Annotated in this window: 12 protein-coding genes; 6 read left to right on the top strand and 6 right to left on the bottom strand. The window is 62.7% G+C overall.

All coding sequences use genetic code 11. From position 1 onward, the window contains the following. Window positions 1-15: 15 nt before the first annotated feature. The 3 genes from Uis1B_RS07425 to Uis1B_RS07415 form a co-directional block, all read right to left on the bottom strand. On the bottom strand, window positions 16-1,380 hold the full coding sequence (locus Uis1B_RS07425) for a PFL family protein (protein ID WP_101617012.1): 1,365 nt from the start codon (window positions 1,378-1,380) through the stop codon (window positions 16-18). 18 nt (window positions 1,381-1,398) lie between these two features. Beyond that, window positions 1,399-1,671 (bottom strand): ACT domain-containing protein, encoded by a 273-nt coding sequence (locus Uis1B_RS07420; RefSeq protein ID WP_094664857.1) that lies wholly within the window; start codon window positions 1,669-1,671, stop codon window positions 1,399-1,401. An 84-nt stretch (window positions 1,672-1,755) separates the two neighbouring features. Further along, a complete protein-coding gene (locus tag Uis1B_RS07415) occupies window positions 1,756-2,355 on the bottom strand; it encodes a tRNA (cytidine(34)-2'-O)-methyltransferase (protein ID WP_101617040.1) in 600 nt (199 codons plus the stop codon). A 288-nt stretch (window positions 2,356-2,643) separates the two neighbouring features. Here Uis1B_RS07415 and Uis1B_RS07410 point away from each other — a divergent pair, with 288 nt between their 5' ends. Together Uis1B_RS07410 and Uis1B_RS07405 are read left to right on the top strand one after the other, a co-directional pair. Continuing rightward, complete coding sequence (locus tag Uis1B_RS07410) at window positions 2,644-3,564, top strand: HhH-GPD family protein (protein ID WP_165782792.1); 921 nt, start codon at window positions 2,644-2,646, stop codon at window positions 3,562-3,564. A 48-nt stretch (window positions 3,565-3,612) separates the two neighbouring features. Then, on the top strand, window positions 3,613-4,293 hold the full coding sequence (locus Uis1B_RS07405; protein WP_133124880.1) for a hypothetical protein: 681 nt from the start codon (window positions 3,613-3,615) through the stop codon (window positions 4,291-4,293). A 40-nt stretch (window positions 4,294-4,333) separates the two neighbouring features. On the opposite strand, the gene radA is transcribed toward Uis1B_RS07405, so the two are convergent. Next, window positions 4,334-5,842: a DNA repair protein RadA gene (gene radA, locus Uis1B_RS07400; protein ID WP_101617009.1), complete on the bottom strand. Its 1,509-nt coding sequence runs from the start codon at window positions 5,840-5,842 to the stop codon at window positions 4,334-4,336. 90 nt (window positions 5,843-5,932) lie between these two features. On the opposite strand from radA, the gene Uis1B_RS07395 reads away from it, so the two are divergent. The 3 genes from Uis1B_RS07395 (at window position 5,933) to Uis1B_RS07385 (ending at window position 8,856) form a co-directional block, all read left to right on the top strand. Next, entirely contained in the window at window positions 5,933-6,556 is a 624-nt protein-coding gene (locus Uis1B_RS07395) for a hypothetical protein (RefSeq protein WP_101617008.1), read from the top strand. A gap of 108 nt (window positions 6,557-6,664) precedes the next feature. After that, on the top strand, window positions 6,665-6,754 hold the full coding sequence (locus Uis1B_RS07390) for a 30S ribosomal protein bS22 (protein ID WP_004268639.1): 90 nt from the start codon (window positions 6,665-6,667) through the stop codon (window positions 6,752-6,754). A gap of 722 nt (window positions 6,755-7,476) precedes the next feature. Beyond that, complete coding sequence (locus Uis1B_RS07385; RefSeq protein ID WP_101617007.1) at window positions 7,477-8,856, top strand: ATP-binding protein; 1,380 nt, start codon at window positions 7,477-7,479, stop codon at window positions 8,854-8,856. Between the two features lie 44 nt (window positions 8,857-8,900). Here the strand turns inward: Uis1B_RS07385 and rpiA are convergent, their stop codons facing one another. Together rpiA and Uis1B_RS07375 are read right to left on the bottom strand one after the other, a co-directional pair. Then, window positions 8,901-9,599, bottom strand: coding sequence for a ribose-5-phosphate isomerase RpiA (gene rpiA, locus Uis1B_RS07380; RefSeq protein WP_101617006.1), 699 nt, complete (start codon window positions 9,597-9,599; stop codon window positions 8,901-8,903). A gap of 137 nt (window positions 9,600-9,736) precedes the next feature. After that, window positions 9,737-10,789: a ribonuclease H family protein gene (locus Uis1B_RS07375; protein WP_101617004.1), complete on the bottom strand. Its 1,053-nt coding sequence runs from the start codon at window positions 10,787-10,789 to the stop codon at window positions 9,737-9,739. A gap of 402 nt (window positions 10,790-11,191) precedes the next feature. On the opposite strand from Uis1B_RS07375, the gene Uis1B_RS07370 reads away from it, so the two are divergent. Next, entirely contained in the window at window positions 11,192-14,038 is a 2,847-nt protein-coding gene (locus Uis1B_RS07370; RefSeq protein WP_165782791.1) for a fibronectin type III domain-containing protein, read from the top strand. Window positions 14,039-14,178: the final 140 nt, after the last annotated feature.

Here is a 14,178-nt window from a genome sequence, read left to right as displayed (position 1 = left end):
GGAAGCCGGGTGGAATCAGTTCTTGAAGCTGTGGATCGGGGCGGGAATACGGCCGCCGCGGGTCACGAAGGCCTCGCAGCTGGTCTGGTTCACCGGAATGATCGGCGCATAGCCCATCAGACCGCCGAAGTTCGCCATCTCGCCCACGCCCTTGCCGGCCACAGGGATCACGCGCACGGCGGTGGTCTTCTGATTCACCATGCCGATCGCGGCCTCGTCGGCGATCATGCCGGAAATTGTGGCCGCCGACGTGTCTCCCGGAATGGCGATCATGTCAAGACCGACCGAGCACACGCAGGTCATGGCCTCCAGCTTCTCGATGGTCAGGCATCCGGAGGAGGCCGCGTCGATCATGTTCTTGTCTTCGGAAACCGGAATGAACGCGCCGGAAAGGCCGCCGACATAGCTCGAAGCCATGATGCCGCCCTTCTTCACCTGATCGTTGAGCATGGCCAGCGCCGCGGTGGTGCCGGGCGCACCCACCTGCTCCAGACCTATCTTCTCCAGCACCTCACCGACGGAATCGCCCACGGCAGGCGTCGGGGCGAGCGACAGATCGATGATGCCGAACGGGATGCCGAGGCGGCGGGAGGCCTCCTGCGCCACCAGCTGGCCCACGCGGGTGATCTTGAACGCCGTGCGCTTGATCGTCTCGCACAGGAACTCGAAATCCTTGCCCTTGGCCGCGTCAAGCGCGCGGGAGACCACGCCGGGGCCGGACACGCCCACGTTGATCACCGCGTCGCCTTCGGTCACGCCGTGGAATCCGCCGGCCATGAACGGATTGTCGTCGGGCACGTTGCAGAACGCCACGAACTTCACGCAGCCGTAGGAATCATTGTCGGCCGTACGCTCGGCGGTGTCCTTGATGATATGGCCGAGCAACTCCACCGCGTTCATGTCGATGCCGGTCTTCGTGGAGCCCACGTTCACCGACGAGCACACCAGATCGGTTTCGCTCAGCGCCTGCGGCAGCGAGCGGATCAGCAGCTCCTCGGCCGGGGTCATGGCCTTCGATACCAGAGCGGAGTAGCCGCCGATCAGATCGACGCCCACCTCCTTGGCCGCGCGATCCAGCGCGTGGGCGATCTTGACGAAATCCTCACTCGTCCTGCAGGAGCTCGCACCCACCAGTGAGATCGGGGTGACGGTGATGCGCTTGTTGACGATCGGAATGCCGAAGTCGCGGCTGATCTCCTCGCCGGTCTTCACCAGATCCCTGGCATACGAGGTGATCTTGTTGTAGATGTTGTCGCAGACGGTGTCCACATCCGCGGCCGCACAGTCCAGCAGACTGATGCCCATCGTGATCGTGCGTACGTCGAGCTTCTCCTGCTCGATCATCTGATTGGTCTCATGGACCTCCATGATGTTCAGCATGTCGTGCATCCCTTCCGATCAGACGCGGTGCATCTTGGTGAAGATCTCTTCGCGCTGGCAGCGGATGCGCACACCGATGTCGTCGCCCAGATCCTCAAGGTTGCCGACCATGGCGCTGAAATCCTTGTCGGATTCCGAATAGTCGACGATCATCATCATGTTGAAGAAGCCGTCGATGATGGTCTGCGAAATGTCAAGCACGTTCACATGGTGCTTCGACAGGTACGTGCAGACGCGGGCGATGATGCCGACCGTGTCCTGACCGACGACGGTGATGATTGCCTTGTTCATGAAGTCTCCTCTGAAGGCTGCGATACGACTGAAATCTCAGACCTATCCAGTTTACCGGCCGCAACGTATTTCGGTTCCGGCGTCTCACGCTCCGCCGGCAAATCCCAGTTGGCGCCAGGCTTCGTAGATGGCGATGGAGGCGCAGTTCGTCAGGTTCAGGCTGCGCAGGCTCGGTCGCATCGGCAGACGCACCTGCTCGGCCACATGCGGACCGGCCATGATGTCCATCGGATCGGGGATGTTGCCCGGCTCCGGCCCGAACAGCAGAATGTCGGTCGGCCGGTATTCGATGTCGGTGTACAGCTTCGTGGCGTGCGCGGTGAAGGCGATGATGCGTGAATCCGGCATCGACTCCACCAGATTCTCGAAGTTCGGATGCAGCACCACATGTGCCATGTCGTGGTAGTCGAGGCCCGCGCGGCGCAGTTTCGTATCGCGCAGATTGAAGCCCAGCGGCTCCACCAGATGCAGAATCGTGCCGGTTACCGCGCACAGACGGATCGCGGAACCCGTGTTGCCGGGAATGCGAGGCGAGTAGTAGCACAGGTGAGGGGTGACGGTTTCGGTCTGCGCGGCCTTCTCGGCCGAGAGCATGGCGTCCACCACGCTGATCGGATTGCCGTGCGCGTCGGTCACCAGTTCGTCGGGCCCGTAGTTCGACTTGCGATAGCCGTACTCGAACATCTTCTCCACTTTGGATTCGGGATCGGCGTGATCGATGTGATCGGCGTGATCGACGTCCTTGATTTCGGGATTGTCTGCGGGGTTCTGCTCCATATTCACAGTCGTCAAGAATAAGAACGCCAATCGACACGACTGGGAAGCGGGGCGGATTCGGCGACGGCTCCGGCGCCGGCATCCGATATGGTTCGGTACAGTAAGTCTGCGGGGTCCGGCGAAGGAATTCGGCGAGAGGATCCGGCAGGGAGATTCGGCAGGAAGATTCGATATGGGCGAGGTGGGTGAAACGGCATGGGGGAGACGGTTGATATGACGGAAGCGGACGGTACGCGCGAAACCGTACGGCGGCATCTCGCCGCATGGTGGGAGACCAACGCCCGCGATCTGCCGTGGCGGTTCGGACGAACCACCCCGTGGGGTGTGCTGGTCTCCGAAGTGATGAGCCAGCAGACCCAGATGAGCCGCGTGGTGCCCTACTGGCGGTCGTGGATGGCCGCTTGGCCGGACGCCGCCGCGCTCGCCGCCGCATCCACCGCCGAAGTGATCACCGCCTGGGGGAAGCTGGGATATCCCCGTCGCGCTTTGCGATTGCAGGAGTGCGCCCGCGTGGTGGCGAACGAATGCCACGACGATCTGCCCGAAACCTACGACGGGCTGACGGCTCTGCCCGGCATCGGCGACTACACGGCCAGTGCGGTGATGAGTTTCGCCTACGGCAAGCGGATCGCGGTGATCGATACGAATATTCGACGGGTGCTTTCCCGCGTATTCGACGGCAGGGAGTCGTTGGGCGGCGCGACAAGCCGGGCTGATCGCGAGCTGGCGCAGCGGGTGCTGCCGGACGATGCCGTTCGATCGACGGTATGGAACCAGTCGGTGATGGAGTTGGGGGCGGTGGTGTGCACCGCCAAGAAGCCGATGTGCGAACGGTGCCCGGTGTCGGCCGAATGCCGGTTCCTTGCGGCGGGAAGACCGGGGCTCGGTGAACGTCGGACAAGACCCCGTCAGCGGTTCCAGGGTACGGACCGTCAGGTTCGGGGACTGGTACTGAACGCCTTGCGCGCCAAACCGCAGGGGAGTCAGACCATCGGCCGTGAGGAGATCCGGGCGCTGTGGAAGGATCGGGTGCAGCTCGACGCGTGCATCGCCTCGCTTGACGAGGACGGGCTGATCGAGATGATGCCCGACGGATCACTGCGGTTGCCGGACTGATTCGCCGGTCTGCAGGACTGATTTGCCGGTGGCCGTACACTCGGAGATATGGTCAAGCGCACAACAAGGAAACCCAGCAAACGGCAGCAGGCAATCTATCGACGTCGACGCATCATGGCGGCCGTGCTGCTGGTGGTGGCGCTTGCGCTATGCGGCGGCATCGTCTTCGGCGTGATCAGCGTGGTGCGCGGTATGGCCGGTGGGGAGCAGTCCCGGTCACAGGCGACGAATTCACAGTCGGCGGCGAAGTCCGGCGGCGAATCGTCCGACGATCAGGCATCGCAATCGGCGTCCCCGTCCTCATCGAAGAGCCCGAAGAAAACCGCGGGTATTCCGGACTGCACCGCAGCGGACGTCGATCTTTCCCTCACCGCTCAGAGTGCGGTGGTCGGCGTCGGCGGTTCGGTGACGTTCAAGGCCGCGATCGACCATCAGAGCGATCAGGATTGCCTGATCGACAGTTCCACCAGCGGGCTCGTTCTTACGATCTCCTCCGGTGCCGAGGAGGTGTGGAGATCCAATGTGTGTCCGGCGGACTCCAATCTGCTGCTGCTGAACGGCAACGACAAATACATCCAGTCGATCGTCTGGAACACCAACAGTTCCGGCAGCAAATGCGTGGCCGACGCGAACCTGCCGAAGGTGAACGCCGGCACATACACGGCCCGGGTCTCGCTGCGTGACGCGCCGAAAGCCGAATCCGACCAGCTGTCGGTCACTGTTCAGTAGATGGCACTGTGCAGTAGATGGCACCGTGCAGTAGAGGCTGCTACCGCCGTTCCACGCCCATCGCCTTCAGCGCCCGTGCCAGCGTATCGGCCTCGATGATCTCCAGTCCTTCGATTCGCAACGGTTTCACCCCTTTTCGTCGTCTGGGAACCACCACATGGGTGAATCCCAGACGGGCGGCCTCCCGCAGTCGGTATTCGAGCCGGGGAACCGGCCGCACCTGTCCGGTGAGCGAAATCTCGCCGATCGCGGCCCAATCGCGCGGGATGGGGGTGTGGAACGCGGCGGAGGATAGTGCGGCGGCCACTGCCAGATCGCAGGCCGGCTCCTTGGCCAATCCTCCCGCAATGGTGGAGATGTACAGATCATTGGTGAGCAGTGGTACACGGCCGTGGCGGTACAGCACCGCCACCAGCATGGCCAGACGGTTCGAATCGATGCCGTTGGTGGCTCGTCGGGGGGTGGGGAGCACCGAATTGGTGACCAGCGCCTGGATTTCGATCGGCAGACTGCGATGCCCATCCACGGTGAACGTGACGCAGGTGCCCTCCACGGGCGCATCGGAATCGGAAAGGAACAGCGAGCCGGGGTTGGTCACCTCGTCGATGCCCTCGCCGCTCATATCGAAGCAGCCCACCTCGTCGGTCGGGCCGAACCGGTTCTTCACCGCGCGCAGCATACGCAGCGCGGTCTGCGGATCACCCTCGAACTGGCAGACCACATCCACCAGATGCTCCAGTGTGCGCGGTCCGGCGATCGACCCGTCCTTGGTGACATGCCCGACCAGCAGCACCGGAACATCAAGGGTTTTGGCCACATCGATCAGCGCGCTCGCCACCTCGCGCACCTGCGTCGAACCGCCGGAGATGCCGTCGACGTCCTGCGAAACGATCGTCTGCGCGGAGTCGACCACCGCCAGTTTCGGCCGCACCTGTTCGATGAGGCCTAGGACCGTGGCCAGATCGGTGGTGGAGGCGAGCAGCAGGTCGTCGCTCATCGCCCCGATGCGTCCGGCCCGCATGCTCACCTGCGCCTGCGACTCCTCGCCGGAAACATACAACACCGGTCGGTCGGTTTGCGGCTCATCGCCGTCACCGGTCTGCCGGTCTGCGCTTTGCGCCACGCGCCCTGCGGTTTCCAGCAGCAGGGTCGATTTGCCGATGCCGGGCTCTCCGGCGATCAACGCCACCGATCCGGGAACGATGCCGCCGCCGAGCACCCGATCGAACTCCTCGAACCCGGTGGAAACGCGGGAGACGTCATGCGAATCCACGTCGGTGATCGGGGTGGCGAACCCAACGGGTACCTGTACGGCGCCGGTACGTGATGCGCGAATCGGTCCGCCGCCACTGCCCCGACCGGCTGTCGCGGCGGTGGCGGCTGATGCGTTGGCTCCGCTCGCAGCCACCGTTCGGGAGCGTGCGCTCGGTCGGGCTTCGCGGAACTCCTCGATGGTGCCCCATTGACCGCATTCGGGGCATCGGCCGAACCATTTGCCGCCGCTCCAACCGCATTCCGAACAAAGATACTGAGTCGAGGATTTCGCCATGTCCCAAGCATGGAATCGCATGTGGACAGCGGCTTCGGTGGCCTCGGAGAGTCCACGGCGAGCGTCCTAACGCCGTGAGAGAATCGCCCTATGTCTAATAACGCTTCTACTTCTTCCCGCCGTCGTCTGGTTGTGATCGTCGTTGCGGCCGTGGTCGTGGTGCTTGCTCTGCTGAGCGCGTTCGTATGGCCGGGCTGGGCCGTGCGCAAGCCGTCCACCGAAGCCACCGGGCAGTCCACGTCCACTCAGACGCAGTCCGCTCCCGCCACGCCGACCATCAAGGCATCGCCGCTGCCGAGCAATGCCACCGCCCTGCTGAAGGCGGCCGCGCCGGATACCGTGGATGAAACGGCCTACGCCCGCGTGAAGACGCAGAGCGCCCAGGATTGGGCTTCCGCAAATCCGATCGAGGAATACACGGTTACGTATTCCACCGGTCAGACGGCCAAGGATCTCACGTTGCTGACCGCGCAGTGGTCCGATGCCGCCTCGGCGCAATCCCAGTACAAGAAGGTGACCGATGCGCTGAAGGGGGAGACGCTCGCCCAGGGCAGCGTGAAGGTGTCGGGGGCGGCCAAGGGTTCGTATCTGGTGAAGGTCGACGATGACGATGACGCCAAGGCGGTCGCCGTATGGCAGAACGACACGGTGGTGTTCCAGGTCACCGGTCCGAAGGCCGACGTGCTGGATTTCTACCAGAAATTCCCGCTGTAACCTCCCGTCAATGCCCCGTATCCTTTCGAAAGGTCGTGTTCGTCCGAGAACCGTAGTACTATTGGGCAAGTTGCAATCTTTTCGATATGTATAGGAACGGAGGCTGAGATGGGTTCGGTCATCAAGAAGCGCCGCAAGCGGATGAGCAAGAAGAAGCACCGCAAACTGCTGCGTAAGACTCGCCACCAGCGCAAGTAGTCTTCAGCGCCTCTGGCGCAGAGTCGCGTAATGGTGCGGCCAACGGGAAAGCCCCCGGAATCATTGAGGTTCCGGGGGCTTTCCATATCAACCCCTGAGGAGATCACTTCTTGCCTTCCCCCTAGGCCGTCCATTCTTGCGGTGAAGGTGGCCGACGGAGTCGGGTTCAATTCTTGCCTTCCCCTGCTAGGGGAAGGTGGCCGGCGTATGCCGGTCGGATGAGGTGATGTGGCGAGGCTGGGTGTTGTTGGGCTGATGGTTTGCTCGGGCCACCTCATCAGTCAGCTTTGCTGACAGCTTCCCAGCAAGAGCGGACGGCCTACGGCCGATGTTTTGCTGGCTCGCCTGTCGGCGAGCCTGAGTCCTAAAAACGCCTCTGGCGTTTTCTTAACGGACTCAGCCTAAGGGGAAGCCCGGAAGCAACGCTGAGGGCTCGCCGACAGGTGAGCGGAAAAGGCGCGGCCGTAGGCCGTCCATTCTTGCGGTGAAGGTGGCCTGCTGGGCGGTTTAACCGCTTCTTGCCTTCCCCTGCTAGGGGAAGGTGGCCGGCGAATGCCGGTCGGATGAGGTGGATGTAATACGAACCATGTGCGCGGCATTCTGCACAGAATCCCTGATTTACAATTCGGCATTTTGCACCAAAAAGCCGTTCTAAAATCCGGTATTTTGCACATACAAGGCGGAAAATGTTACTCTCATAAGGGATTTAGAGAGGAACAACCATGCTTGAGCGCAAAATCTCGAACGACCTGCTGGAATGGAAGCGGAGCGGCACTGGCAAGGCACTGCTGCTGACCGGCGCTCGACAAATCGGCAAGAGCTACGCAGTGCGCGAGTTCGCCAAGCGTGAGTATGCCCATTACCTTGAAATCAACCTGTACGAAAACAGGCAGGCGGCCCGCGCGCTCGCGTCGGCAAACGATGTGCAGGAGTTCATCAGTCGCCTGACGCTGTTCTCCTCTTCGCCGCTCGTTCCCGGCAGTACGATGATTTTCATCGATGAGGTGCAGGAGTCGCCGGACGTGATGACCATGGTCAAGTTTCTGGTGGCCGACGGCCGTTTCGATTATGTGTTCTCCGGCTCCATGCTCGGTACCGAGTTCAGGGGCGTGCGCTCCTATCCGGTTGGCTCGGTCATTGAGAAAACCATGCGTCCCATGGATTTTGAGGAATTCTGCTGGGCCATCGGCGTGCGGAAGACGACACTGGAAAGCATCCGGGAATCCTGTCGGTCGGCCACACCGATCGACAGGTACGTTCATGATGTGATGATGACGAACTTCCGTACCTATTTGGTAGTTGGCGGCATGCCGGAAGTCGTCCAGCGTTTTCTGGAGACCAAAGGCGATTTGGCGGCGGTACGCGCGGTGCAGACCGAGTTGAACCGGCAGTATCGACACGATATCTCGCAGTACGCGGGCAATCGCGCATTGCAGGTGCAGGATATCTTTGACCGGCTCCCCGCTCAGCTGATTGACGGCAACGGCAGATTCGCCGTCTCTTCCATCAGTCCCGGTGCCCGGTACGATCGCAACCAGAAGGATTTTCTCTGGCTGGTTGATGCAGGTGTGGCATTGAAAACCAACTGTGTCACCGAACCGAAATCGCCGTTGAAACGTACCTCGCAATCGCCGAAGTTCAAACTATACCAGTCTGATTCCGGCATGCTCATGGCGCGATATCCACAGTCAACCGCTCAGGCCGCATATCTCGATGATTCCTCTCCGAACCTCGGTGCGATCTATGAGAACGTGATCGCCCAGGAGCTGACGGCGCAAGGCGTTTCGCTGTATTACTACATGGCGAAGAAACATGGCGAAGTCGACTTTATTGCAGACACGAATGCCAATTCCGTAGTGCCGTTCGAGGTTAAGTCGGGACGGAGTTACCGCACACACGCCGCAATCAACGCTGTATTGGCCAATTCCGAATATCACGTCTCTCAGGGTGTGGTGCTGTCCCGCTCCAATATCGAGCAGGATGGCGGAACGACCTATCTGCCGCTGTATGCCATGTACTGTCTGCGTGACATCTGCGACCTCGTATCCATTTCGGACGATGGTTCCGCCCCCGGTTTCTCGCTGTCGACACAACCGGTATAACCGAAAGTCTTTTGCCTTCCCCCGGTGGGGGAAGGCAGGGCGGCCTACTTGTTGCCGTTGGTCATCACGCGCGGACCGTTCGGGTCGCCCACGATCACCGTGTCCACCATGTTCAGGAAGAGTCCGTGCTCCACCACGCCGACCATGTTGATCAGATCCTCGGCCAGATCCTGCGGATGGTCGATGCGGTTCAGATGCAGATCAACGATGAAGTTGTTCTCATCGGTGCGCACTTCGACGCCATCGGCGTTCTTGCGCAGCACGGGGTGGTATCCCTTGGCCTCCAGCTTGGAGACCACATGGCCGACGCCGAAGGGGATCACCTCGACGGGCAGCGGGAACGCGCCGATGGTGTCGACCACCTTGGACTCGTCGACGATCCACACGATCCTGTTGGAGTTGATCGCCACGATCTTCTCCCACAGCAGGGCTGCGCCGCCGCCCTTGATGCCGTTGAAGTTCTTGTCCACCTCGTCGGCGCCGTCGATGGTCACATCGATGTGATCGACGTCGTCCACATCCACGATCTTGATGCCGTAGCTTTCGGCCTGAGCCTGCGTACGGCGGGAGGTGGTGACGCCGGTGAACTCCAGGCCCTCCTCCTGATGGCGGCGGCCCAGCTCGTCGACGAGGAACTTCACGGTGGAACCGGTGCCCAGACCGGCGACCATCCCGTTTTCGACGATCTTGGCGGCTTCGATGCCGGCTGCCTTCTTCAGTGCATCCTGCTGTGCCTTATCCATGGGATTCTCCTTCTGATCAATGGTGGACGATCGAACTTTGAACGTTCTTATCACTCCTGTGATCAGTGTATGCAAGGCGGCCGATATTACGCCGCTGCGTCGTCATGCGGTGCCGGACGGGTATGCCGTGCGGCGACCTACTTGACGCGGGCGTGCAGCGTCACCGGCCCTTCGAGCTGCATGGTGCCGTCGGCGGCCACCGTGCCGGTGAAGGTGATCGTGCCGCTGATCGTGATGCTGCCGCCGTGGAACGCCGGCGAGCTGGACGGTGGGGGAGTGATGCGGATGGTTCCCGAAGCATGCAGCCCGCCGGATGAACGTGCGGCGTCGGCCTGTGCTGTCGGGGCCTGCGGCGCTTCCGCGGTATCGACTGCCGTGGCTCTGTCGGCTGCCGGAGTCGTGACCCCCGTATTCAGGTCAGGATTCTTTTCGGCGGCCTGATCGGTACTGAACTGCAGATCCGGTACGCCTTCCGGTTCTGTCAGCATTTCGGCAAGCGATGACTTGCCGGGTCGCTTGCCGCCGGACTGCTCGGCATCCGGCCGTCCGTCGCCGGTTGAACCGGCATCCGCGTAATGCGATTGCGTGCGCAGCGATTCGGCGTCGGCCTGGCCGTCCAGCACCAGCTGCACGTCCGGTGGAACGTCCAGCCCATCCGCATACTCCGATGCGATCAGCGACTGCCATCCTTCGATGGGCAGATATCCGTCACGGGCCCCCGAACGACAGTCGCCGGCATAGGTGCGGGCCAGCTCGTCCACCAGCTCGTTGCCGGCATTGCCGGCATGGCCCTTCACCCACTTGAAATCCACGGAACCGGGGCGTTTGGCGATCTCCTCATCGATCGCCTTGATGATCTGCGCGTTCTTCACCGGCTTCTTCTGCGAATTGCGCCAACCGTTACGCTTCCACCCCTTGACCCATTTGGTCGAACAGTTGATCGCGTACTGGGAATCCGATTCGATCAGCAGTGGTTCATCCCCCGGATGCGCGCGCAGCGCCTCCAATACGGCGCACAGTTCGCCGATCTGATTGGTGCCATTCGTCGCACCTCCCGCATCATAGCCGTGCTCGTCATGCCGATGTCCCGGTTTGCCCCCCGTATGCTTCTCATGATCGGCCCATGCCCAGCCCATCGGCCCGTTGGGATTGCCCAAAGCGCTGCCGTCGGTGGATACCACGATGGTCATGTTCTACTCCTTGTGTGCGTTCATATGCGATGTGCGTCTATATGCGCAACCCCGTCCCGCAGTGCCGTCAGTGCCGTTCTCGACCGCGATTCCGCTGGGTTCGGCATGGTCCCGATGTCCGTTACCAAGCATAGCGGCCGACTGTCGTGTGATCTTTCTCACACCTATTGATGTTCCGATGATGTTCTGATATCGCGCGCGCGATTACGTAGTTTTTCCGGGGAAATCAAGACTTGAGAAGTCGATTTTTCGTCTCGTATATTGCTTTCGATCTTTACGGAGCAGGCCTGTCACAGTCACCATCGGTTGAGGAAGCGGCCGTGAAGAACGAACGTTTCCCCGTGATTCCAAGCGTTTCGCGGCAATGTGGACCGCATGCGGATTCGGGGCGAGGAACATGAGATGAAAGGAACGGCAGTGTTCTCGAACAACAAGCGGATGGCCGCATTCGCCTCGATCGCCGCGCTCGCCATGCTCGGCACGGGCCTTGTGGCACCGGCGGCCTCGGCGGCCGAAACGACTGACTCCACGGTCAGCGACGCCAGCCTCAGCTGGGGCCTGAGCAAGATGGCCACCGGCGGCTCCTGGGTGGGAGGATGCAACTTCCTCTCCGCAGGCAAGGCGGGCAAGGTCGACGCCGGCAAGACCTCCATGGGCGTGTGGACCACGCAGACCCCGCAGCCCGGATACCAGTCGGCCGACGGCAACGTCAGCATCAAGGCCCCCGATGCCAGCGGCAAGCTGACGGTCACGCCGACGTGGGACACCAAGTGCCTGACCCCGACCGGCGCGCAGGCTTCGGCGTACGTGGGCGGCAACGGCACATCCACCGACGCCACGGTCAACTTCAGCAAGGGAGTCGGCACCGTCAACGCCAAGACCAACACCGCCGACATCAAGTGGACCGGTTCCTTCACCGTCGCGTTCTACGGCGGCATGACCTACTGGTTCGCCTCGGATCCGGAGCTCAAGGTCAACGCCGACGGCACCGCAACGCTCACCGCCGACCTCGGCGGCTACGCCTCCGACCGCAACAACCCCGGGTCGCTGACCGACATCCCCGTCGCCAAGGACCAGACCATCGCCCAGCTGAAGAACGTGAAGGTCACCGACAACGGCTTCACCGTCACGCCGGAATACGATTCCATCAAGACCACGGAAGTGCCGGGCGGTGGCTCGTGGCCGCAGGACTTCGTCAGCTTCCAGGACAAGACCGGTCAGTCGTCGTACTGGTACAACTCCGGTACCTCCGACGCGAACGCCAAGGCCAAGTCGCCCACCCCGATCACCGTGGCCTACACCGCCAAGGCGCCCGAACCCGTGGTGAACGTGCCCGGTGCTCCGGCGAAGCCGACCGCCACCGCGGTGAACGGCGGCATGGCCGACCCGTATCAGGTGAAGATCGACTGGAAGGCCCCGGCCGACAACGGCGGCTCCGCCATCACCGGCTACACCGTGACCCTGACCCCGTCCACCGGCAAGGCCGTGACCAAGGACGTTGACGCGAATACCACCTCCGTCACGTTCGGCAAGCTCACCACGCCGAGCGTCTCCTACACCGCCACCGTCGTGGCCAAGAACATCAAGGGCTCCTCGCAGTCCTCCGCCGCATCCAACGCCGTGGTGGCGAACGCCGACCCGACCTCGACCCCGGCCATCACCGCCACGCCGACCGAGAACATCGATCCCTCCAAGAGCAACACCTTCACCGTCAGCGGCACCGGATTCACCGGCGGCGCCGCGGCCTACGGCACCTACGCGTTCGTGATCGACTCCTCCCTGTGGAAGCCCGGTCAGACGTTCGAACTCTCCTATGCCCGCAAGGTCGCCGGAGTCTCCTGGGTGAAGCCCGCGCAGATCACCGACGGCAAGTTCACCGCCACCGTCGATGTGGCGGCAGGCAAGCTCGAATACGGCAAGACCTACGTGGTCGGCACCGTCGCCGCACACCAGCTGGCCCCGACCGATCGTCGCCTCGATGCAGCCCAGGCCATCACCCTCAAGGCTCAGATCCCGACCGCCCCGAGCGATGTGACCATAGCCAAGTCCGGTGAGTCGAACGCCACGGTGAGCTGGAAGGCCCCCGCCGCCGCGGCCAACGACTCCAAGGTCGCCAAGTACACCGTGGTGGTTTCCGACAAGTCCGGTAAGCAGATCGCCACCAAGGACGTCGCCGCGGTCGCCGACCAGCAGGGCTACGTCGTCACGTTCGACGATGTGGCCAAGCCCGCCACCACGCTGACGGCCACCGTCACCGCCGTCGATGCCAAGGGACAGCAGTCCGCCGCCGTCAAGGCCGCAAGCGAACTCGTCACCCCGGCCGTCGCACCGTCCGCCCCGAACGGCGTGACGATCACCGCCGGCGTGCACGAGCTCACCGCCGGCTGGACCGCCCCGTACGACGGCGGCTCCGCCATCACCGGCTACACCGTTACCCTGACCGACAAGGACGGCAAGACCAGCACCGTCACCGTGAAGGCTCCCGTCACTCAGACCACCTTCAAGGATCTTGATCCGACCTCCGAATACACGGTTTCCGTCGCCGCGGTGAACGCCGTCGGCACCGGAGAGGCCGCCACTTCCGCCGCGACGAAGCCCCAGGCCATCAAGCCGACGCTGTCCTTCGCGGACGCCGACAAGAAGGCGATCACCTCGCTGACCCTGAACGCCGCCGAAACGAAGATCGTCTACGCGGTTGTGCAGGGCGAGCTGACCGGAGACGTCACCGTGAATTGGGAGTCCTCCGACACCAACGTCGTCGCGTTCCCCACGCAGGACGCCGATGCCGAGAACACCGAGCAGACCGCCGTCGGCTATGACGAGCAGTCGCTGATCGCGGGCGAGGCCGGAACCGCACAGGTCACCATCACGGCGACCGTTGACGGCACCGAGCTCAGCACCGTACTGCCGGTGACCGTGAAGGCCGCCGCCAGCAACAATGGTGGCAACAGCAACAACGGTGGCAGCCAGAACGGCGGTCAGAACAACGGCCAGTCCGGCACCACCAGCTCCGGCAGTCAGAGCAATGCAGGCGGCACGACCACCAACGGTACGGCCACCAGCTCCGGCACCACCAACGGTTCCGGTACGGCCACCTCCGGCAAGACCGGATCCGCCTCCGCTACCGCGGCGAAGGCCGGCACCCTGAGCAAGACCGGCTCCGCCGTGATGGGCATCGCCGCCGTGACCGTCCTGCTGGCCGCGGGCGCCGGCGTCGCCTTCGCGCTGCGCCGTCGCGTCATGCGCTGACCCCGTCATGCAGTGATCCGCTGACAACAGTGATCCGTCGACGGCAATGATCATCGACGGCGGCATCGATCACCACACACTGTCCGGCCGGAACCGCACAACCGGCCGGGCAGTGTTTTCTGCGGGCAGTGTTTTTCTGC

Source organism: Bifidobacterium margollesii (genome assembly GCF_002860355.1).
In the GTDB taxonomy this organism is placed as follows: Bacteria; Actinomycetota; Actinomycetes; order Actinomycetales; family Bifidobacteriaceae; genus Galliscardovia; species Galliscardovia margollesii.
The sequence above is the reverse complement of the archived record's forward strand: the minus strand, read 5'-3'. Positions and strand labels throughout refer to the sequence as shown.

Coding starts and splice junctions, on each gene's coding strand:
- Uis1B_RS07425 (WP_101617012.1), bottom strand. CDS start 1,380: ATGCTGAACATCATGGAGGTCCATGAGACCAATCAGATGATCGAGCAG.
- Uis1B_RS07420 (WP_094664857.1), bottom strand. CDS start 1,671: ATGAACAAGGCAATCATCACCGTCGTCGGTCAGGACACGGTCGGCATC.
- Uis1B_RS07415 (WP_101617040.1), bottom strand. CDS start 2,355: ATGTTCGAGTACGGCTATCGCAAGTCGAACTACGGGCCCGACGAACTG.
- Uis1B_RS07410 (WP_165782792.1), top strand. CDS start 2,644: ATGGGGGAGACGGTTGATATGACGGAAGCGGACGGTACGCGCGAAACC.
- Uis1B_RS07405 (WP_133124880.1), top strand. CDS start 3,613: ATGGTCAAGCGCACAACAAGGAAACCCAGCAAACGGCAGCAGGCAATC.
- radA (WP_101617009.1), bottom strand. CDS start 5,842: ATGGCGAAATCCTCGACTCAGTATCTTTGTTCGGAATGCGGTTGGAGC.
- Uis1B_RS07395 (WP_101617008.1), top strand. CDS start 5,933: ATGTCTAATAACGCTTCTACTTCTTCCCGCCGTCGTCTGGTTGTGATC.
- Uis1B_RS07390 (WP_004268639.1), top strand. CDS start 6,665: ATGGGTTCGGTCATCAAGAAGCGCCGCAAGCGGATGAGCAAGAAGAAG.
- Uis1B_RS07385 (WP_101617007.1), top strand. CDS start 7,477: ATGCTTGAGCGCAAAATCTCGAACGACCTGCTGGAATGGAAGCGGAGC.
- rpiA (WP_101617006.1), bottom strand. CDS start 9,599: ATGGATAAGGCACAGCAGGATGCACTGAAGAAGGCAGCCGGCATCGAA.
- Uis1B_RS07375 (WP_101617004.1), bottom strand. CDS start 10,789: ATGACCATCGTGGTATCCACCGACGGCAGCGCTTTGGGCAATCCCAAC.
- Uis1B_RS07370 (WP_165782791.1), top strand. CDS start 11,192: ATGAAAGGAACGGCAGTGTTCTCGAACAACAAGCGGATGGCCGCATTC.